At 59.9% G+C, this 17,239-nt stretch carries 18 protein-coding genes; 3 read left to right on the top strand and 15 right to left on the bottom strand.

Annotated elements, in window-relative coordinates:
* Positions 1-13 precede the first annotated feature (13 nt).
* The 10 genes from ACFSDX_RS00535 to pdhA all read right to left on the bottom strand — a co-directional run bounded on the left by ACFSDX_RS00535 (position 14) and on the right by pdhA (position 10,884).
* A complete protein-coding gene (locus tag ACFSDX_RS00535) occupies positions 14-2,143 on the bottom strand; it encodes a peptidylprolyl isomerase (protein WP_382311056.1) in 2,130 nt (709 codons plus the stop codon).
* A 255-nt stretch (positions 2,144-2,398) separates the two neighbouring features.
* Positions 2,399-2,662, bottom strand: a complete 264-nt coding sequence (locus ACFSDX_RS00530; RefSeq protein ID WP_382311054.1) for a hypothetical protein — start codon at positions 2,660-2,662, stop codon at positions 2,399-2,401.
* Positions 2,663-2,668: 6 nt separating this feature from the next.
* Positions 2,669-3,196, bottom strand: coding sequence for an LPS export ABC transporter periplasmic protein LptC (gene lptC, locus ACFSDX_RS00525; protein WP_382311053.1), 528 nt, complete (start codon positions 3,194-3,196; stop codon positions 2,669-2,671).
* Positions 3,197-3,242: 46 nt separating this feature from the next.
* On the bottom strand, positions 3,243-4,571 hold the full coding sequence (locus ACFSDX_RS00520; RefSeq protein ID WP_382311051.1) for a hypothetical protein: 1,329 nt from the start codon (positions 4,569-4,571) through the stop codon (positions 3,243-3,245).
* Complete coding sequence (locus ACFSDX_RS00515; protein ID WP_382311049.1) at positions 4,558-5,310, bottom strand: type III pantothenate kinase; 753 nt, start codon at positions 5,308-5,310, stop codon at positions 4,558-4,560. The genes ACFSDX_RS00520 and ACFSDX_RS00515 overlap by 14 nt, the downstream gene beginning before the upstream one ends.
* A gap of 79 nt (positions 5,311-5,389) precedes the next feature.
* Positions 5,390-7,417 carry a pseudouridine synthase gene (locus ACFSDX_RS00510; protein WP_382311047.1) on the bottom strand — a complete coding sequence of 676 codons (2,028 nt, stop codon included), beginning with the start codon at positions 7,415-7,417 and terminating at the stop codon, positions 5,390-5,392.
* A gap of 187 nt (positions 7,418-7,604) precedes the next feature.
* On the bottom strand, positions 7,605-8,003 hold the full coding sequence (locus ACFSDX_RS00505; protein WP_382311045.1) for a TraR/DksA family transcriptional regulator: 399 nt from the start codon (positions 8,001-8,003) through the stop codon (positions 7,605-7,607).
* A 174-nt stretch (positions 8,004-8,177) separates the two neighbouring features.
* Positions 8,178-8,654 carry a 6,7-dimethyl-8-ribityllumazine synthase gene (gene ribH, locus ACFSDX_RS00500; RefSeq protein WP_382311043.1) on the bottom strand — a complete coding sequence of 159 codons (477 nt, stop codon included), beginning with the start codon at positions 8,652-8,654 and terminating at the stop codon, positions 8,178-8,180.
* 183 nt (positions 8,655-8,837) lie between these two features.
* Entirely contained in the window at positions 8,838-9,602 is a 765-nt protein-coding gene (locus ACFSDX_RS00495; protein WP_382311041.1) for a tetratricopeptide repeat protein, read from the bottom strand.
* A 94-nt stretch (positions 9,603-9,696) separates the two neighbouring features.
* Entirely contained in the window at positions 9,697-10,884 is a 1,188-nt protein-coding gene (gene pdhA / locus ACFSDX_RS00490) for a pyruvate dehydrogenase (acetyl-transferring) E1 component subunit alpha (RefSeq protein ID WP_382311039.1), read from the bottom strand.
* 72 nt (positions 10,885-10,956) lie between these two features.
* Here pdhA and recF point away from each other — a divergent pair, with 72 nt between their 5' ends.
* Positions 10,957-12,126 carry a DNA replication/repair protein RecF gene (gene recF, locus ACFSDX_RS00485; protein WP_382311037.1) on the top strand — a complete coding sequence of 390 codons (1,170 nt, stop codon included), beginning with the start codon at positions 10,957-10,959 and terminating at the stop codon, positions 12,124-12,126.
* A 109-nt stretch (positions 12,127-12,235) separates the two neighbouring features.
* A complete protein-coding gene (locus ACFSDX_RS00480; protein ID WP_382311035.1) occupies positions 12,236-12,553 on the top strand; it encodes a DciA family protein in 318 nt (105 codons plus the stop codon).
* 194 nt (positions 12,554-12,747) lie between these two features.
* On the opposite strand, the gene ACFSDX_RS00475 is transcribed toward ACFSDX_RS00480, so the two are convergent.
* Together ACFSDX_RS00475 and ACFSDX_RS00470 are read right to left on the bottom strand one after the other, a co-directional pair.
* Positions 12,748-13,134, bottom strand: coding sequence for a helix-turn-helix domain-containing protein (locus tag ACFSDX_RS00475; RefSeq protein WP_382311033.1), 387 nt, complete (start codon positions 13,132-13,134; stop codon positions 12,748-12,750).
* Between the two features lie 222 nt (positions 13,135-13,356).
* Positions 13,357-14,217 carry a glycerophosphodiester phosphodiesterase family protein gene (locus tag ACFSDX_RS00470; RefSeq protein WP_382311031.1) on the bottom strand — a complete coding sequence of 287 codons (861 nt, stop codon included), beginning with the start codon at positions 14,215-14,217 and terminating at the stop codon, positions 13,357-13,359.
* A 114-nt stretch (positions 14,218-14,331) separates the two neighbouring features.
* Here ACFSDX_RS00470 and ACFSDX_RS00465 point away from each other — a divergent pair, with 114 nt between their 5' ends.
* The gene (locus ACFSDX_RS00465) at positions 14,332-14,961 is read left to right on the top strand and encodes a hypothetical protein (protein ID WP_382311029.1); all 630 of its coding nucleotides are present in this window, start codon (positions 14,332-14,334) and stop codon (positions 14,959-14,961) included.
* A gap of 87 nt (positions 14,962-15,048) precedes the next feature.
* Here ACFSDX_RS00465 and ACFSDX_RS00460 read toward each other — a convergent pair whose 3' ends face one another.
* The 3 genes from ACFSDX_RS00460 to ACFSDX_RS00450 form a co-directional block, all read right to left on the bottom strand.
* Positions 15,049-15,321, bottom strand: coding sequence for a PLD nuclease N-terminal domain-containing protein (locus tag ACFSDX_RS00460; RefSeq protein WP_382311027.1), 273 nt, complete (start codon positions 15,319-15,321; stop codon positions 15,049-15,051).
* Between the two features lie 97 nt (positions 15,322-15,418).
* A complete protein-coding gene (locus ACFSDX_RS00455) occupies positions 15,419-16,051 on the bottom strand; it encodes a rhomboid family intramembrane serine protease (protein WP_382311025.1) in 633 nt (210 codons plus the stop codon).
* A 90-nt stretch (positions 16,052-16,141) separates the two neighbouring features.
* Complete coding sequence (locus ACFSDX_RS00450; RefSeq protein WP_382311023.1) at positions 16,142-17,113, bottom strand: polyprenyl synthetase family protein; 972 nt, start codon at positions 17,111-17,113, stop codon at positions 16,142-16,144.
* Between the last annotated feature and the right edge of the window lie 126 nt (positions 17,114-17,239).

Raw genomic sequence — 17,239 nt, 5'->3', positions numbered from 1 at the left:
GTCGCCGCGACGCTTAGAAGAACTTCGAGCGGTTGTCCTTCACCTCGGCGTGGGCCTTGATGGCTTCGTAAATCAGGCCGTCCTGGCGCTGGGCGCGTTGCTGGGCCAGCTGCGTGCGCAAGGTTTTCACGTCGGCAGGCGCGCCGGGCGTCACGCTGGTGCCTTCTACTACCAGCACGCCCTGCTCACCCTGGATGGGGGCCGACTTCTGGCCGGCTTTCAGGGCGAAGGCGCGGCCCACGGCCTCGGGCTCGTAGCCCACGTTCGGGATGGTGCCCTGGCCCTGGGCTACGCCCTCGGCGGTTTGCACCTGAGCGCCGGGGCCGGCCAGCTTGGCTAGGTCGTCGAGCGAGCCCGTCTTGCCTTGCAGCTTGGCGATGATTTGCTTGGCTTTCAGTTCATTGCGCACGGCGGCGGTCAACTCGGGCTTCACGCTAGCTACCGTGGCAGTGCCTTTCTCGCGGGTGTCGGTGAGGGCGGCCAGGATGTGCTGGTCGCCGATGTCGAACAGTTGCACGTCGCCCACGTTGGTTTTGTCACCTTCTGGGCCGTAGCCGTAGGCCCAGCGCACGATTTCGCGGGCGTTCTGGATGGTACCCAGCGAGCGGGCGGCGCGGTCTACGTACTTGGCTTCCTGCTTTTGCAGAGTCTTGTCCTTGGTCACGAGCTGGCGGAAGGCCTCTAGGTCGGGCGCATCAGCCTTGAGCTGCTGGGCGCGGTCGTAGGTGGCGTTCTGGGTCGCTTCGCTGGGCTGCACGGCCTTCACAATGGCGGCCAGCTGATAGGTCTGGCTGGTTTTGGGCGCCGTTACCTTCACGATGTGGTAGCCAAAATTGGTTTCGACCAGCGTGGGCAGCAAGCCCACCGAGCTGGTAGCAAACACGGCCTTGCTGAACGCGGGCACCATGCGGCTCTCGTCGAACCACCCTAGGTCGCCGCCCTGCTCCTTGGTACCATCCGAGCCAAACTGCCGCGCCATAGTGGCGAAATCAGCCCCGGCCTTGATTTTATTGAGGATGTCCTGCGCCTTGGCTTTGGCCACCGCTTTAGCCTCCGGCGTTTCGGCGGTGGGCTTGATAAGGATGTGGCTAGCGCGGGCGGCGGGCTTAGCGCCGGCTTTGGCCGCCTCCACTTTGTATACCGAGTAGGTGCCGTTCTCGGCGTAGGGGCCGTACACCTCGCCCGTTTTCAGGGGCAATTGCTGGCGCAGCTTCTCGGGCAGGTCGGCTGGCGACAGGAAGGCGTGGTTGTAGGGGTGCTCGGGGTCGGTGTTTTGCTTGGCAAACAGCGAGTCGTTGGGCGCGGTGCGGAATTGCTGGGCTAGCCCGTCGATGCTCTGGCGCACGGTGGCGCTGTCGTCCTTGCTGGCTACTTCCGGAATCACGATGTACTCGATGCTGCGGCCATCCTCTACTTTGTAGCGGCCCTTGTGGCGGTCGAGGTAGTCTTGCAGCTGGGCATCGGTGGGCTTCACGGCCGAATCCGAGACGCTGGTGTAGGGCACGAACAGGTAGCGGAAGCTGGCCTTAGCGTTCTGGGCCTCATCGAAGCGCTTGGCTTCGGCCGCGGTCACGTACACCGAGTTCTTCAGCAGCGCGTTGTACTTCAGCATCGGGCGGTCGAACTCGCGCAGGCTGGCTTCGAAGTTGCGGAACGCGGCCTGCGACTCGGGCGGCAGCTTGTCGAGGTTCTTGAGGTAGTCGATGAGGCGAGCCTTGTCGAACTGCCCGGTTTTGGGGTCCGTGAAGGCCTGCTTCAGGCTGGGGCTGATATTGTCGCCTTGCACCAAGTCCACAATTTCGTCGTCGGAAGTCTGCAAACCCAGCTTCTCAAACTCGGGCTGGTAGGCGCGGCGCGCCAGCAGCTGGTTCCAGGTTTGCTCGCGCAGGTAGCTCAGGGCCTGGTCGTCGGGCGGGCGGCCCTGCTGATTGGTAAAGTTTTGCTTGGCTTGCTCCAGGGCCGCGGTGAATTCGGGCAGCTCGATTTTCTCGCCGTTCACCTCCCCCACCATATTTTCATCGCGGCCAAACAGCCGGTTGCGCCCGCCCACCAGGTCGCCGCCCACGATGAAGAGCAGCATCCCGATGGCGACGGCGCCCACGGCTACCCCCGATTTTTCCCGAATCGTGTTAATTAAAGCCATTTATCAATCTAAAAAAATGTAGGCGCACTAGTCAATTGAGGCGCAAAATAACCACAATTTGCGCGAACTCCCAAGCTAAGCGCCTAGCCCGAAGCCCTTGCTTGCCTTGGATGGTTTATAAAAACGGTCGTCATGCCGAGCTTGCCGAAGCATTGGGCGTGGGGCAGCAGACCTAGGCGTTAGATTTTACTGCGCCACGCGCGATGCTTCGCTGCGCGGACGCCAGATGAGCATACCAACCGTACTGGCGATTTTCTACCGCTTCTTTTTGGGGCTCTTTTTGCCGGCCGTCGGCTTGTTAAGGGCGGCTACCTGCTTGGCTACCTCTATTTCCTTGGCCCGGCGAGCTTCCTGGCGGCGCCAGTATTGCAGCGGCAGCCAGCAACCCAGCGATATCATGTATATCCAGTAGTTGCCCACCAGGTCGTTTTGCAGCACCGTTTGGTAGGTGGCAATGACGAACGTGACAACCCCGAAGGCAAAAAAGACTGTTTTTAGCAGCGACTTATCGAATTTCATACCGCGTTACTTGCCCTGCGCCTGGGCCTGGTCGAGGGTGAACGTACCTACGGGCCGGCGAATTTTGTAGCGCGAAAAATCTTCGTTGGCTTCCAGGCCGTAGCCGGTCAGCACCTCGGTGGGGGTTTGCACCCGCACAAACATGGCCGTGTCGGTGTAAATCTTCCGCTTGAGCTTGTCATAGAACAGCTCCTGGGTGGTAAGTGTCTGCTGCTGCGGCACGTTGGCCACGCGCACGTCGCCGCGCATGGTGTAGAGCTGGGTGCTTTTCTCGACCTTGGCATACTTGGCTTGCAGCGTGTTAACTACCACTTTGCCGGGTTTGTCGTAGAAAGTCACTTTCACCCGCTTTGGGTACACCATGTCGCCGTTTTCGAACTGCTGCTCAAGCGGCGAGGTGAGGCGCAGCTGCAAACGCGCTGAGTCGCTCACGAGCGTTTCCACGTTGGTGGTTTCGGCGAGCGGGCCTTTATAATTCACGGGCACCACTACTTCTTCTTTCTCGCCGCAGCCCGCCAGCTGCAACGTGGCCAAGAGGAGGCCGCCCGTTAGCGGCCGCCAACTACCTAGGGCGCGCATATTATTGCAGGCGGCGCTTGATAAACCAGCGGTTGCTGAGCGTGACGCCAAGCTGGGCCCGCAGGTAGTTTTCGCGCACGTTGCTGGCGCCGCTGCCGCCGCTGCCATACAGGTAGTCGGTGTTGCCGCGGATGCCATACATAAAGCCTAGGCTGATAATGGTCGATTCGAGGGCCGTGGCCGTGGGCAGCGGGAAAGCGAAGCCCCAGTGGATGGCCCGGTCATAGAGCGCCTGGCCCTGGGGCCGGTACGGCATCTGGGACACGCTTAGGCCAACGCGATACGTCACGCGCTGAAAGTAGTGCTGCACCGAGCCGGGGTCGGGCGTGAACTCGCCGCCCGCGCCCACGCGCCACGTGTCGCTAAGCTGCGAGATGGGCGCACCCCCAAACGACCGAAATTCCGACCACTGCTGATACGACCCGTCCACGTTGACCGAGAAGTTGCGGCTGTTATCAAGCGAGAAGCCCACCTGCGTGAGGGCCGGCACAAAGGTGCGGCCCGAGTCGTCGGTGAGGCTCACGGCCGCCCCGATGAGGGCGCCATTGGCATCGCGCTGCTCCTGGGTGCGCTGGCGCGTTACCGTGGTATTGGTCTGGAGGGTATAAACACCCCCTAGGTTCAGGTTCAGGTCCTTGCTAAGCTTGTGGCGGTAGTGGATACCCGCGCGCAACAGGAAGTCGGCGTAGCGCAACTGCTCGCGCTCCACTACCAGTTGGTTGGCCGTCACGGTACTCGTCGAGATAGCCGTGCCATTGGTTTGGTCGAGCGTACCGAACAGGTACGAGGCACTTACCCCCACGTTGAGGTCGCGCAGGACATGAATGCCGTGGGCGAAGTACGCCTCCGACAAGCCCCCGCTACCGGTATACTGCTTGTAGGCCACAGCAAACGGGTCGCCGTTGACGGTGCCGGTGGTGTTCACCTGGTAGTCTATCACGCTGTATGGCTTCAGGCCCACGGCGGCGCCCCAGCGCTTGTTTATCGGCACGGCCAGAGCCAGGTAGGCCAGCGTGCCGCTACCCGTGCGGTACGATTGGCTGGCGTTGCGCACGGTTTTATACTGGCCATTGAAGCCGGCTTCAAACGTGGTGCGGGGCGTATAGTAGAGCAGGGCCGGGTTGAGCTCGTTCACGTTGCCCGTGTTGGGCGCGGCCAGGCCCGCTCCGCCCATACCCAGCTGGCGCACGCCGCCTAGGTTGCCGACATTGTCGCCCAGCCCGATGCGCGAGTAGGGCGAATTACCTAAACCTTGCCCCAGGGCCGAACCAGCCAGCAGCAACGGGGCGGCGGTGAGCGCGGCCAGAAGTAGTTTTTTATCGGTCAACATTGTGGCGTAAAATCCGGTCCAGGCCAATTAGCACTAGTTCGGGGACTACAAAGATAAGGCCCAGGGCCGGGGCTAGGTGCGGCTGCAGATAAGGAGCGTCGCCGCCCGTGAGCACGAGGCCCAGGCCGGGGTAGCGGCGGCGGTAATCGGCCACCAGGCCGTTTACTTCCGCCGCCGCGCCATTCAGCACCCCGCTCAGCAGCGAAGAGGCCGTGGAGTCGCCAATTAGTTGCACCTGGGCCGTCGGTTCGGGCAGCTCTACCAACGGCAGCCGCCCCGTAAACGTGTGCAGCGCCCGCAGCCGCATGCGCAGCCCCGGCGCAATGCTGCCGCCGTGGTACGTGCCATCGGCCGTTACGAGGTCCATCTTCAGCGCCGTACCGGCGTCGATGATTAGCGTGGGCTGGCCGGGCCGCAGGTGTGCCGCGCCCACCGCGCCCGCCAGCCGGTCGGCCCCTAGGGTGCGGGGCGTGGCGTAGGCATTGGCGAGGGGCACGGGGGTAAAACCAGGCCGCAGCGGCAATATCTGACGCAGCACGGCGCTCAGCTCACTCAGCCAGGGCTGGGCCTCAGCCTCGGTAGCCACCGAGGCCAGAATGGCGTGCTCGGGTTGGGTTCGTGCCCACAGGTCGCGCAACTGGCCGGGGGCGGCCAGCACACCGCTTTCCTGCAAGCCGGCGGCCGTAAACACGCCGTATTTGAGCGCGGTGTTGCCTAGGTCGAGCGCTAGCGTAGTCATGAGCTTATTTGTCAACTAAAAAAGGGGTGATTATTAATGTGCGTTTGACATCAATAATCACCCCTTTTTACTTAACCATCTACATGAAGTACTTCAAGCGAATTACTTCCTGCTCGCTCAGGTAGCGCCACTTGCCACGGGGCAGCTCCTTCTTGGTGAGGCCGGCGTACTGCACCCGGTCAAGCGCGATTACGTCGTACCCTAGGTGCTCAAAAATGCGGCGCACGATGCGGTTGCGGCCGCTGTGCAGCTCGATGCCCACGAAGTGCGGGTTGCCGGCCACTACGGCTACGTCGTCCACTTCGGCCTTGCCGTCTTCGAGCTCCAGGCCAGCCGTTATCTCACCTAGGTGCTCGGCCGTGAGGGGCTTGTCGAGCTCCACCTGGTAGATTTTTTTATTGCGGTGCGAGGGGTGCGTCAGCTTCTGCGCCACTTCCCCATCGTTGGTGAAGAGCAGCAGGCCGGTGGTGTTGCGGTCGAGGCGACCCACCGGGAAGATGCGCTCCTTCGAGGCCGTTGCCACAAGAGCCATCACGGTCTTGCGGCCCTCGGGGTCGTCGGTGGTCGTGATGAAGTCCTTGGGCTTGTTGAGCAGCACGTACACCGACTTCTCGCGGTTCAGGTTGGTTTTGCCATACTGCACCGTGTCGGTAGGCTGCACTTTATAGCCCATTTCGGTAATTACCTCACCGTTCACCCGAATCTCGCCAGCCGCAATCAGCGCGTCGGCTTCGCGGCGCGAGCAGATGCCCGCGTTGGCGATGTAGCGGTTCAGGCGCAGCTCTTCGTTGCCAAAATCCTCCTCGCTAGCGCGGCGCTTATTACCCCGCGTTTTGTCGTTTTCGTAGTGCTTGAGGTTTTTGTAGTCGGGCGCCTCGCCCGGCTTCTCGCCAAACTTGGGCTTATCGGCCCGGCCGTAGCCCGTGCTCGAGCGCGGCCCGCTCGTGGCGGCCCGCATGGCCTCGCGGCGCTCGCGGAAGGTGCCGCCCGTGCTGGGGTTCTCACCAGTGCTGCGCGGCTTATCAAAGCTGCCGGCCGCGCGCTCGCCGTAGGGCTTGCGCTCGCGGTCGTTGCCGTAGCTACTGGGGCGGCTAGCATCGCGGTCGCCATAAGGTTTACGGTCGCGGCTGTCGGCGCGGTCGCCATACGGCTTGCGCTCGCGGCTGTCGGCGCCTTCAGTGCGGTCGCCGTAAGGCTTACGGTCGCGGTCAGCACCATAGCTGGGGCGGCTGGCGTCGCGGTCGCCATAGGGCTTACGGTCGCGGTCGTTGCCGTAGCTGGGGCGGCTGGCGTCGCGGTCGCCGTAAGGTTTGCGGTCACGACTGTCGCCACCCTCGCGGCTGCCATAGCTGCGGCGCTCATCGCGGTTTTCGCTCTCGCGCCGGTTGGGACGGTCACCACTGCCGAAGCTGCCACGGTCGTTGCCGCGCCGGTCGTCGCCATCGCCGCTGGGGCGCGGGCGGGGCGCGTCGCGCTCCTCAAACGAGCGGCGCTCATCGCGGCCTGTGTAGGCGGGGCGGTCCGAGCGCTCGCTGCCGGCGGGGCGCTCCAGGCGCGGCCGCTCGGTGGTGGGCGTTACCTCGCTGCCGTCGGGGTTGCGCTTGATGAACTTGCGGTTGCGCTCGCCAGCACCCCCGCGGGGCACCGTGGGCTTGCCTTCGTAGCGCACCGGCTGGCCCTGCCAAATAGGCTTGGCTGGGTAGGCGGGCCGCTCGCTGCGGTCGTCGCGGTTGCGGCGCTCGCCGCCCTCACTACCCTCGAAGCGGCGGGCCGGCCGGGCTTCGCCACTGGAGGCTGGGCGACGGTCGCGGTCACCGAAACTCCGGCTGCTGCCTTCGCTGCGGCGATTATCATCGGCCCCCGAGCGGCCCCCGAAGTTGCCGCCACCCTGCCCAAAGCTAGGCCGCGAGCCAGCGAAGCCGCCGCGGCCGGCGGGCCGGTCGTTGTCGCGCCCGGCACCCCCGCGGGGAGCGCCGTAGCTGCCGCCATTGCCGCGGGGCTCGTAGCCCCCGCGGCCCTCGGGCCGGTTAGAACGGTCGGGGCGACCGGTACCTCCTGCCGGGCCACGCCGGCCGGGCTTGTTATCTGAAGAATGTTGCTTACCCATAAGTATTCGGCTGGTTGCTAGGTGCGGGTTAAGGTGTGTACTGGCAGGCTAGCCTTTGGTTGGCTTAGAAACGGCAATGGCTCTACTTAAACATCTAGCAACCAGTAACCTAGTAAAAAAGACCCGGACCCAGCCGCTGGTCGCCTAAGCGCCAGCCGCGGGTCCGGGCCGAAAAATAAAATCGTGCTTAATCGCGGCGGGCCATCTTGGCCTCAATCGAATGCTGGGTGTGGGGCACGGCCCGCAGGCGCTCCTTCGGAATAAGCTTGCCCGTACCGATGCACACGCCGTAGGTGCCGTTCTTGATGCGGAGCTGCGCGTTTTCGAGCTGCTGAATAAACTTCATCTGTCGCGAAGCCAGCTGATTAAGGCTTTCTTTCTCAGCAGTTTCGGCGCCGTCTTCCAGCACTTTCAGCGAGGCCGCCGTGGTATCGGTGCCCGACTCGTTGTTGCGGGTCAGCGTTTCCTTGATGAACGACAGCTCCTTGCGGGCAGCCGTAAGTTTATCTTGGATAATCTTGTCAAACTCCGCCAAATCTTCGCGCGAATAGCGCAGGTTTTCCTCAGTCATCGAAGGGGAAGGCATTAAAGGTAAGTCAATTGCTGGCTCACGCCAGTGTCGGCAGCCGAACAACGGGCCTCGCTAAAAAGTTTAGCGGCGGTTAGCTCGTCCGGTTGGCAATTCGGAGGTTGAATTATTCGCTTGCCACCCGAGCCACCACAAATATACTGCCCCCTAGGTGCTTTTGAAGCGCTTGCCCTAGAAGCCCAGCATTTGGATAGCGGCCACAGCGGCCTCCACGCCCTTATTACCGTGCTGCCCACCGGCCCGGTCCCAGGCCTGCTCCAAAGTATTAGTGGTGACCAACCCGAAGATGACGGGCTTGTTGTACTTCAGCCCCACCGTAGTAAGGCCCTGCGCCACGGCGTGGCAGATATAGTCGTCGTGCTTGGTGTCGCCTTTGATAACGACCCCTAGGCAAATAACGGCGTCCACTTCTTCATGTTGCGCCAGCAGCTGGGCCCCTAGGGTCAGCTCGAAGCTGCCAGGCACCGTGTTGCGGAACACGTTCTCGGGCTTGGCGCCGTGCTTGAGCAGCGTTTCGTAGGCGCCGTTGCTTAGGGTGTCCGTCAGTTCGCGGTTCCACTCGGCCACTACCAGCCCGAAGCGTTTTTCACTGATATCGGTAAAGCCAGCGCTATCGTAGGAGCTGAGGTTTTGTAAGGCAGTTGCCATGAGAAAAACTTAGTAGGTAAGAAAAACTGCGGCGTTAACTAGTTGCCATATCGCCACGCAAAGCGGGCTCACGGGCTAGTAGCAGTTCACAAATTAAATAAGGAGGTCCCTCTAAAAGTTTAACGGCACCCTTCCTCGCGGAAGAGTGCCGTTAACGGACTCGGGGCTTTTATGCGGCTAAGACTACTGTTGCAAGCGGGCTTTCGCCTGCCGGGCTTCGGCCGCTTCCTGTGACGTGGCGTAGTCATTCACAATACGGTCGTAGGCTTTGGTGGCGCCTTCGTTGTCCTTGGCTGCTTCGAGCGCAATACCTTGCTTCAGCAGGTAGCCCGGCGTGAAGTATTCGTTGGCGTTGTGGTCAGCCGCCTTGCCATACAGGTCAGCGGCTTCCTTGGGCTTGTTGAGTTCCAGCTGCGCATCACCCATCAAGGAGTAAGCCCGCGACTGCACCAAGTAGTCGTCGGAGCTAAACTTGTCGAGCGAGTTGTAGGCATCCTGAAATTTACCCTGCTTTAGCAAAGCTACCCCGGCGTAGAAGCTGGCGAGGTTGCCCGCTTTGGTACCGCTGTACTCACTGGCTACGCGGTTCAGGCCGGGTAGCTTGCCATCGCCCTGCAGCGCGGGCTTCAGCGAGTCGGCTTCCCAGTTGTCAACCGCCCGGAACATGGCCGCCTGCGCCTGCGTGTCCTGCTGACTTTTCCAGTAGGTGTAGCCAAAGAAGCCACCCACCGCCAGCACCACCGCGGCCAGGATGCCCAGCAGCACGTTGCGGTTGCGGCGCAGAAAGTCTTCCGAGTCGGCCAGCCGAGCAGCTAGGGCGTCGGGGTCTTCGAGCAGCGGGTTCTCGGTTACGTAGCTTTCTTCGGCCGGGGCCAGCGGGTCGGTCGAAACCGGGCGAACGGGCTGGCGGGCTCCCGGCGTTTTGCCGGTATAAGGAATTTTAGACATCAGCTAGGATAGCTCAACGGCGCGGCTCGTGAGGAGCCGCGCCGCAGATGGGGCCAGTGCAAAGGTGCACCGGCTAGGTGTCGGGTTAATCTACTTAGTCGTGAATGTAGGGGTAGTCGTTCTGCACGTACACATCTTCGTACAGCTCGGACGCTTCGGGGTAGGGCGACTTTTCAGCAAAGTCAACCGCCTCCAGCACGCGGGCCTTTATCTTCTCATCAATAGCCGTGAGGTCGTCCTCGGTAGCCATGTTGTTGTTCAAGATAGTGTGGCGCACGGCCTCAATGGTATCGCGCTGGCGGTACTCTTCTAGCTCGTCCTTGGTGCGGTACTTCATGGGGTCGCTCATCGAGTGGCCCTTGTAGCGGTACGTTTTAAATTCCAGGAAAGTGGGGCCTTCGCCAGCGCGGGCACGCTCAGCGGCGCGGGCTACGGCATCGTGCACGTCTTCCACGTTCATGGCATTCACTGGCTCCGAAGGCATGTCATAGCCCCGGCCAATGTGGAAGAGCTCGGTGACGTTGGAAGTGCGCTGCACCGAGGTACCCATGGCGTAGCCGTTGTTCTCCACCACAAAAATCACGGGCAGTTTCCACAGCATGGCCATGTTGAAAGCTTCGTGCAGGGCACCCTGGCGCACGGCGCCATCGCCCATGTAGCAGATGCAAAGCTTGCCGGTTTTGTTGTACTTCTCGGCAAAGGCAATGCCCGCGCCCATTGGTACCTGAGCGCCTACGATGCCATGGCCGCCCATAAAGCCTACTTCCTTATCAAACATGTGCATCGAGCCGCCTTTGCCTTTCGAGCAGCCGGTGACCTTGGCAAACATCTCGGCCATCACCGCATTGGGCGATGTGCCCAGGGCCAGCGGGTGCGCGTGGTCGCGGTAAGCGGTGATGTACTTGTCGCCCTTTTCTAGCGCCGACACGGCCCCAGCAATACAGGCTTCCTGGCCGATATACAGGTGGCAGAAGCCTTTGATTTTTTGCTGGCCATAGAGCTGGCCCGTCTTCTCCTCAAACTTGCGAATGAGCTGCATTTGCTCATACCAAGTCAGGTAGGTTTCCTTCGGAAACTTCGGCTCAGTGGGCGAAGTAGCCTTGGGCTCATGGGCGGGGTTCTCGCCGGCGGGTGCATTGGGCAGTACTTCTACTGCGGGCTGCTGCGCGGTTTCTACGCCGGTAGCTGCATCGACGGCTTTGGGGGCCGGCGCTGCTGCGCCAGTACCATTGCTGCCATTCGCGCCAACCTTCGACGCATCCTTTACTTTCGACTCCGCCATAATCTGGGGTATATAATTTCGCGTTGGGAGGGCGAAATTACGTAATTCTATCCGTAGTTACGTAATATCATTTTGCACTCTCCTTCGCCGCTCTTAATGACGCTCGACCAGCTCCACCTGCTGTTTTTCAAAAACTACGACGATGCTAACCTAAGTCTCAGTCCGGGTATCAATTGCTTTATTGGTGACAATGGCAGCGGCAAGACCAATCTGCTGGATGCCATTCACTACCTAGCGCTGACAAAGAGTGCTTTCACTACGCTCGATGCCCAGAGCATAAAGCAGGGCGCCGACTTTTTTGTGGTGAAAGGCAAGTTCAACTCTCCTGCTCAGGAGCGCGCCGAAACTATTCAGGTCAGCCTACGAGCGGGCCAGAAAAAAACACTCACGCACGACAAGCAGCCCTACGAGCGCATGGCCGACCACATTGGCCGCTTTCCTGCCGTCCTCATTTCGCCTTATGATACTGACTTAATCAGGCAAGGCAGTGAAGAGCGGCGGCGCTACTTCGATAGTCTACAGTCGCAGCTGGACGCTGAGTTCTTGCAGTTACTCATTCAGTATAATGGCTTGCTCCGGCAGCGCAACGCGACACTGAAGCAGCAGCCCAGCGGCAGCCACGGCTTCGACAGCTTATACCTGCAAGCGCTCGACGACCAGCTAGCTCCCCTGGGTGAAAGCTTGTCGGCCATGCGAGTGAGCTTCCTCGTAGAGTTCACCCCCGTGTTTCAAAGTCACTACCAGCAACTCGCCGAAGGACGAGAGGTAGTTTCGCTGGATTACAAGAGCCAGCTACCCGGCCAAAACTTCCGACATCTGCTGCTAGCCAATGAGCGCCGTGACCTAGCCCTGCAGCGTAGCAACGTAGGGCCTCACCGCGACGACTTCATTTTTCTGATGGATGGCTTGCCAGTCAAGTCATACGCTTCGCAGGGACAGCAGAAGTCATTTGTCATTGCGCTCAAGCTGGCGCAGTTCGAGCTACTGGCTAATCGAAAGCTGCCTACTGCTGCTGCTGACAACAGTGCAAAAGCAAGCAAGCCGCTACTTCTACTAGACGATATTTTTGACCGGCTCGATGACAGGCGTATCGCCCGGTTATTGCAGCTTGTGGCTGACCACACCTTTGGCCAGGTATTCATCACTGACACTAGTCTTGGTCGTACCGACCAGGCGCTAGCCGGGGTAACCAGCGACATCAGACGCTTCCGCGTCCAGGCTGGTACTGTCAATCTTATTTAGCCTTCGCAGAAATACCCTAGGTAGCCAAGCTTGTAATTTTGCCTCATCAACTCCTGCTGTCAATTGGCATCGCCTAGCTTTTACGCTACGTTGCTTACTCCTTATCCTAATGAAGAAACCACTTCCCTCCGCTTCTGCTCGCCGGGCCGACATCATCCCGCTCAAGGAGGGCTTGGAGGCCTTGGTACGAGCCTACCGCCTCGGAAGCAAACTAAACGAGGTAACGGTGGTAGCCAGCTGGGAGCGCGTGATGGGCAAGGCAGTTGCTCAGAAAACCAAAGAGGTTTACGTCAGCAAGGGGAAGCTTTTCGTACGCCTCACCTCGGCTCCCCTCAAGCACGAGCTTGTGATGGCCAAGACCCGCGTACTAGAATTACTGAACGCAGAGGTCGGCGAGCAAGCCGTGACTGAGGTAATATTCCTTTAGCACTGTTCCGCCATTCCTAAACCTGGGCTAGCCCACCGGCCGGCACGTAGTTTCCTCCTACAGCTTCGAGAGTGGCGGCGCAAGACAGACATGGAGTAGAGACTAGTATCTCTAGCGTGCATATTCTGTCCAGTGAACGCACGATTTTACTGTTGCAGCAGTCAGACAAAAATGTTTCACGTGGAACATTTTTGTCATTTTGGGCCGTACACTTTTAGCAGTAACTCATTGTAGGCTTCCAGAAGGGCAATATACTTTGCTTGAAGGCTCATTAATTGTTGAGAAACGTCTAAATCAGGCTGTTGGCTCACCGTTACACGCGGTGTAACAGTGGGTGTAACGTAACTTTTGGGGGCTTGTGATACAAAAGACAGCGATGATTGCTCAGGCATTGTAAAGTCCTGCGCGAAGTCATGACCAATAATTTCGCCGATTCTTCTTACAAATTTTGCGTCCAGTGTATCATCCTTGAATTTACGGTAGATAGTCGGCCGTGTAATTCCTAGCTCCTCCACGATACGCGTGATGGAGATACCGCTATTTTTGATAGCTTCCTGCACTATTTCGCCCTGATGAGGCATTGCGGAGGTGTTTTAGTGATAGACAAATATGTAATAAAACCCGTTGTAAACCAAACTGATACTAAAACAAGCTGAGTGTAACAACTAGTGTAAGTGTAAGTAGTTGTAACAATTAAGATTTGTATCGTTACACGCAATTACAACGTGTCATTACATGCCTGGGGTTACAATCTACGGTGTTTTGATAATGCTGCTACTGTAACAGACTATCCGCAAGATTTATCACGCCTTGCCGAGCAATGACAGCAAGCGGTCGGGATAGTCAGTAGTGATGGCGTCGGTTTGCCAACTCAAGACGAGAGCGAGTTCTGCGGGAGTGTTTACTGTCCAGGGTGCGAGACGTAGCTCGGGATACTCCGCGCGGATACCTTGCACAGTAGCGGCCGAGAGCAAGTGAAAATCCGGACCTAGCACTTCTGGTTCGAACCCTAGGGCGCCGAATAGCTCAGCTACGGGAGGCAGGTGGTCTTCAATGAGCAGGCATAACGCCAAGCCGGGGTAAGAGTGCCGAGCTGCTTGCAACACGCGCGGGTCGAAGCTGAGCAGCGTAGTGCGGTCAATAGCCTCGGCGGTTTGCAGCTCAGCCATGACCAGGTCAACAAACTGCGCCGGCCTCGGATGGAATACATCGTCGCCCTCGGGGGAAGATTTTATCTCGACCGAGAAGCCGATGGAACGGCCCTGCAGTTGGCTGGCGGCCGCAGCTTGCCGCAACATATCGCACAGGAGTGGCCGGTAGCTGGGTATGGGCTGCTGCTCCGGAAAATCCGGGTGCGGCCACTCCCCCACCGCGCAGCGCCGGATGGCGGCGTAGGGCAACTGGTATAGGTTGTACTGTTGCTCCTGCGCAGGGTCGATGAGTTGCCCCAAAGCATCGCGCCCTAGCTTGGCCGATAGCCAAGGCTCGTGCGAGACTACCACTTGGTGGTCCTGCGAAATCACCACATCCAGCTCCAGCACATCGGCTCCCAGCGCTACCGCGTGCAGGAAAGCCGGCAAGGTATTTTCGGGGCGCAGACCGCGGCAGCCTCGGTGCCCATGCACCTCGGGGCGGTGAGGTTGGGGAGGAAAAGAGTCGTTCATGCGCTCTGTACGCAGGGGTGGTGCCGGTAGTCTATTCTGCTAGATGACTGCCTAGACTAGGCTACGGCACAGGTAATTTTGTGAAGCACCGAGTGGTGCTTCTTTCCTTTTTATATGAAAAAACTAGTACTTCTGGTGGTACTGCTAGCCTTGGCGGCGGGCGGCTACTATTACTATAACTCGCTCAAGGCAGGCCCTAGCTACGCGCTGCTGCAGGCGGCTACGGCAACCCAAACCCATGACCTAGCTACTTTCGAGCGTTACGTTGATGTAGATGCGCTGACTGGCCATCTGGTCGACGATGTAGCCAATCAGGGTTCGCTGCTGAGTGCGCTAGTGCCGGGCGGCGGCCTTGCCATGCAAGGCGCCCTCCACTTTCTGAAGCCGCAGTTGACTAAAGCCGCGCACCGCGAAGTACAGCGCTATGTGGAGACGGGCTCGCTGGAAGCCGCGGCAGCGGCCGCTCCCAAGCGCATAGCTAATCTTTCGCTCATCGGGCTGGCGAGCCGGGTTGTGAGCGCTGACAGCAAGTTCAAGGGCATCAAATACACTACCGAGAAGGGCGATGAGGCCCTGGTCGGCCTGGAGTTTACGCAGCCCAAATATGATACTACGATGGTACTAGAAGTGAAGCTCCTGAGGCAAGCCGATGACCATTGGCAGGTGAAGGAGATTACTAATACCGGTGACCTAGTGCGCAGCGTAGCCCGCTTGGAGAAGAGCCGCCTCCTAGGTGGCCGCTAGCCGCTGCCTCTGGCTGGTACGCGAGTTCACAAAAAAAGCGCCCCTTGCTATGGTAGCAAGGGGCGCTTTTTTGTGGGTTAACTACGGCTAGCTATTGCGGCCGAAGAGGTAATAGAGGATAAGACCGCCGAAGGGGAAAAAGAAAATGATGGCAGCCCAAATGAGCTTCTTGCCAATTCCCCAGGGCTTGTTAAAAACGTTGATGACGGCAATCACGTCCAGGATGAGGAGCAGGATGCCCCAGGGTGCCAAGCTGCCATCGGCCTGAAAGCGGTTGCAGCTGGCGGTGAGCATCATCAACGGCAGCAGCAGGGTAGCGAGGAGCGGCAGGCGTTCGGGGAAAGAGCGGAGAGCTTTCATGTCAAGAAGTAGCATTTTGTGAAAGAATGTGTGGACTGTACGCGGCTTGCCTTCACTTAGATACCTTTTCAAATGCAAATTACTGATAATCAAATATTTAAAATCTATAAGCTGCCACTTGTTGAATAAAACTGAGTAGCACACCGGGTAGCAGTGCTACCGTGAGTACCACCCCGTAGAGCGCTCCGTAGAAGTGCGCATCGTGGTTGATGTTATCGCCCCGGCGGCGGCCCATGTAGTATGAGTACAGGAGGTAGAGCACGCCCCAGATGAAGCCCGGAATGCCAATCGGGATAAACATCATGTAGACCTTGCTGGTAGGCTGGAACAGGATGCCCGCGAACAGCACCGACGCAACCCCGCCCGAGGCCCCCAGGCTGCGGTAGCCGGGGTCGTGCCGATGGCGGAAGTACGTGGGCAAATCGGACACAATAATGCCGCCCAGGTACAGCGCCAGAAAGGCGACAATGCCGGGCACAGCCCCTAGCTCGCTGGCGAAGGCCGTTAGGGCCAGCCCGCCGAAAGAGTAAAGAGTAATCATGTTGAACAGCAGGTGGCCCCAGTCGGCGTGCAGGAAACCGGAGGTCAGCAGGCGGTACCACTGGCCCCCGCGGCGGTTCATCTGGTAGGGGTCGAGTATCCAGTTGTTCATCAATTCCTGGTTCGACCAAGCGTAGGCCGATACGGCCACGGTAAGGCCAAGCAGGATAAGGAGCGGATTGAGCGGCATGGGCAAAGGGGAAAGTAGCGCGGGCTTTCAGCCCGCGGGTAGGCAAATAGGACCGGGCGTACGTACGGATTAAACGGCCGCGCTACTGCCCTAGGACTCGCGCTCGAGCAGTTGCAGCGCCAGATGGCGCAGCGGCTCTTTGCGCGCCGCCAGCACGCTGATGCGACCTAGGTGGTGCAATGCATCCTCGAAGTACTGGTTGATGAGCGCCTCGGTTTGGGGCCGGATTTGGAGCTCATCGTAGATGGTGCGCACGGCCTGCACCTTGGCTTCGGCATCGGCTACGGGCTGCCCGATGTGCTGCCCTAGGGCGACCTGCTGGGCGGCGTTGGCCTGGGCCTGGGCGGTCAGCAGCAGGTAGGTTTTCTTGTCGGAGATGATGTCGCCCCCTACCCGCTTACCGAAGGTGGCGGCGTCGCCATACACGTCGAGCAGGTCGTCGCGGAGCTGAAAAGCCAGGCCAATGTCGGTGCCGAACTGCCGCAGGTGCTCGGCATCATCGGCCGAGGCGCCGGCCAGCACGGCTCCCAGTTCTAGGGCGAAGCCGAGGAGCACGGCCGTTTTCAGCCGAATCATGTCGAGGTACTGCGGGATGGTGACAGCCGTTTCGGTCTCGAAATTCATGTCCCACTGCTGGCCCTCGCATACCTCGGCGGCGGTCTGGGAGAAGCGACGGAGCACCTGCGGCAGCACGGCCACGGGCACGTTTTCGAAGAGCAGCTCGTAGGCGCGCACCAGCATCACGTCGCCCGAGAGGATGGCGGTACTAGGGTTCCAGCGTTCGTGCACGGTGGGCTGGCCGCGGCGCAGGGGCGCCTGGTCCATGAGGTCGTCGTGCACCAGCGTGAAGTTGTGGAAGACCTCGGTGGCCAGGGCGGGCTTCACAAGCGGCCCTAGGTCGTCGGTAAACAGCTGGCCGCCGAGCAGCGTCAGGAGCGGGCGCAGGCGCTTCCCGCCGAGGCTCATGATGTAGCGGATGGGGTCGTAGAGAGTGGCGGGCTGCTGGCCGTAATCGAGTTGAGCGAGGGCCGTGGTCAGGAGGTTCGGGAGGTCAGTTTGCACGGGGCAAAGGTAGGTTTGGGATGGCCGGGCGGCCGGGCTTTTATTGTGGTGCTCGCCAAGCAAAAGACCTTCTCTTGGGAGGCAGTGCTTGAGTTATTAAACCCAAGCACTGCCTCCCAAGAGAAG

The sequence above is a fragment of the Hymenobacter bucti genome (assembly GCF_042681145.1).
Taxonomy (GTDB): Bacteria; Bacteroidota; Bacteroidia; order Cytophagales; family Hymenobacteraceae; genus Hymenobacter; species Hymenobacter bucti.
Note: the sequence above shows the minus strand (reverse complement) of the source record. Positions and strands in the feature narration are given on the sequence as shown.

Excerpts from the sequence above, each read along its gene's own strand:
- pdhA (WP_382311039.1), bottom strand. The coding sequence starts at position 10,884 with ATGGCGGAGTCGAAAGTAAAGGATGCGTCGAAGGTTGGCGCGAATGGC.
- ACFSDX_RS00470 (WP_382311031.1), bottom strand. The coding sequence starts at position 14,217 with ATGAACGACTCTTTTCCTCCCCAACCTCACCGCCCCGAGGTGCATGGG.
- ribH (WP_382311043.1), bottom strand. The coding sequence starts at position 8,654 with ATGGCAACTGCCTTACAAAACCTCAGCTCCTACGATAGCGCTGGCTTT.
- ACFSDX_RS00460 (WP_382311027.1), bottom strand. The coding sequence starts at position 15,321 with ATGAAAGCTCTCCGCTCTTTCCCCGAACGCCTGCCGCTCCTCGCTACC.
- ACFSDX_RS00535 (WP_382311056.1), bottom strand. The coding sequence starts at position 2,143 with ATGGCTTTAATTAACACGATTCGGGAAAAATCGGGGGTAGCCGTGGGC.
- ACFSDX_RS00480 (WP_382311035.1), top strand. The coding sequence starts at position 12,236 with ATGAAGAAACCACTTCCCTCCGCTTCTGCTCGCCGGGCCGACATCATC.
- ACFSDX_RS00515 (WP_382311049.1), bottom strand. The coding sequence starts at position 5,310 with ATGACTACGCTAGCGCTCGACCTAGGCAACACCGCGCTCAAATACGGC.
- ACFSDX_RS00530 (WP_382311054.1), bottom strand. The coding sequence starts at position 2,662 with ATGAAATTCGATAAGTCGCTGCTAAAAACAGTCTTTTTTGCCTTCGGG.
- ACFSDX_RS00455 (WP_382311025.1), bottom strand. The coding sequence starts at position 16,051 with ATGCCGCTCAATCCGCTCCTTATCCTGCTTGGCCTTACCGTGGCCGTA.
- ACFSDX_RS00465 (WP_382311029.1), top strand. The coding sequence starts at position 14,332 with ATGAAAAAACTAGTACTTCTGGTGGTACTGCTAGCCTTGGCGGCGGGC.
- ACFSDX_RS00495 (WP_382311041.1), bottom strand. The coding sequence starts at position 9,602 with ATGTCTAAAATTCCTTATACCGGCAAAACGCCGGGAGCCCGCCAGCCC.
- ACFSDX_RS00520 (WP_382311051.1), bottom strand. The coding sequence starts at position 4,571 with ATGTTGACCGATAAAAAACTACTTCTGGCCGCGCTCACCGCCGCCCCG.
- ACFSDX_RS00475 (WP_382311033.1), bottom strand. The coding sequence starts at position 13,134 with ATGCCTCATCAGGGCGAAATAGTGCAGGAAGCTATCAAAAATAGCGGT.
- ACFSDX_RS00505 (WP_382311045.1), bottom strand. The coding sequence starts at position 8,003 with ATGCCTTCCCCTTCGATGACTGAGGAAAACCTGCGCTATTCGCGCGAA.
- ACFSDX_RS00510 (WP_382311047.1), bottom strand. The coding sequence starts at position 7,417 with ATGGGTAAGCAACATTCTTCAGATAACAAGCCCGGCCGGCGTGGCCCG.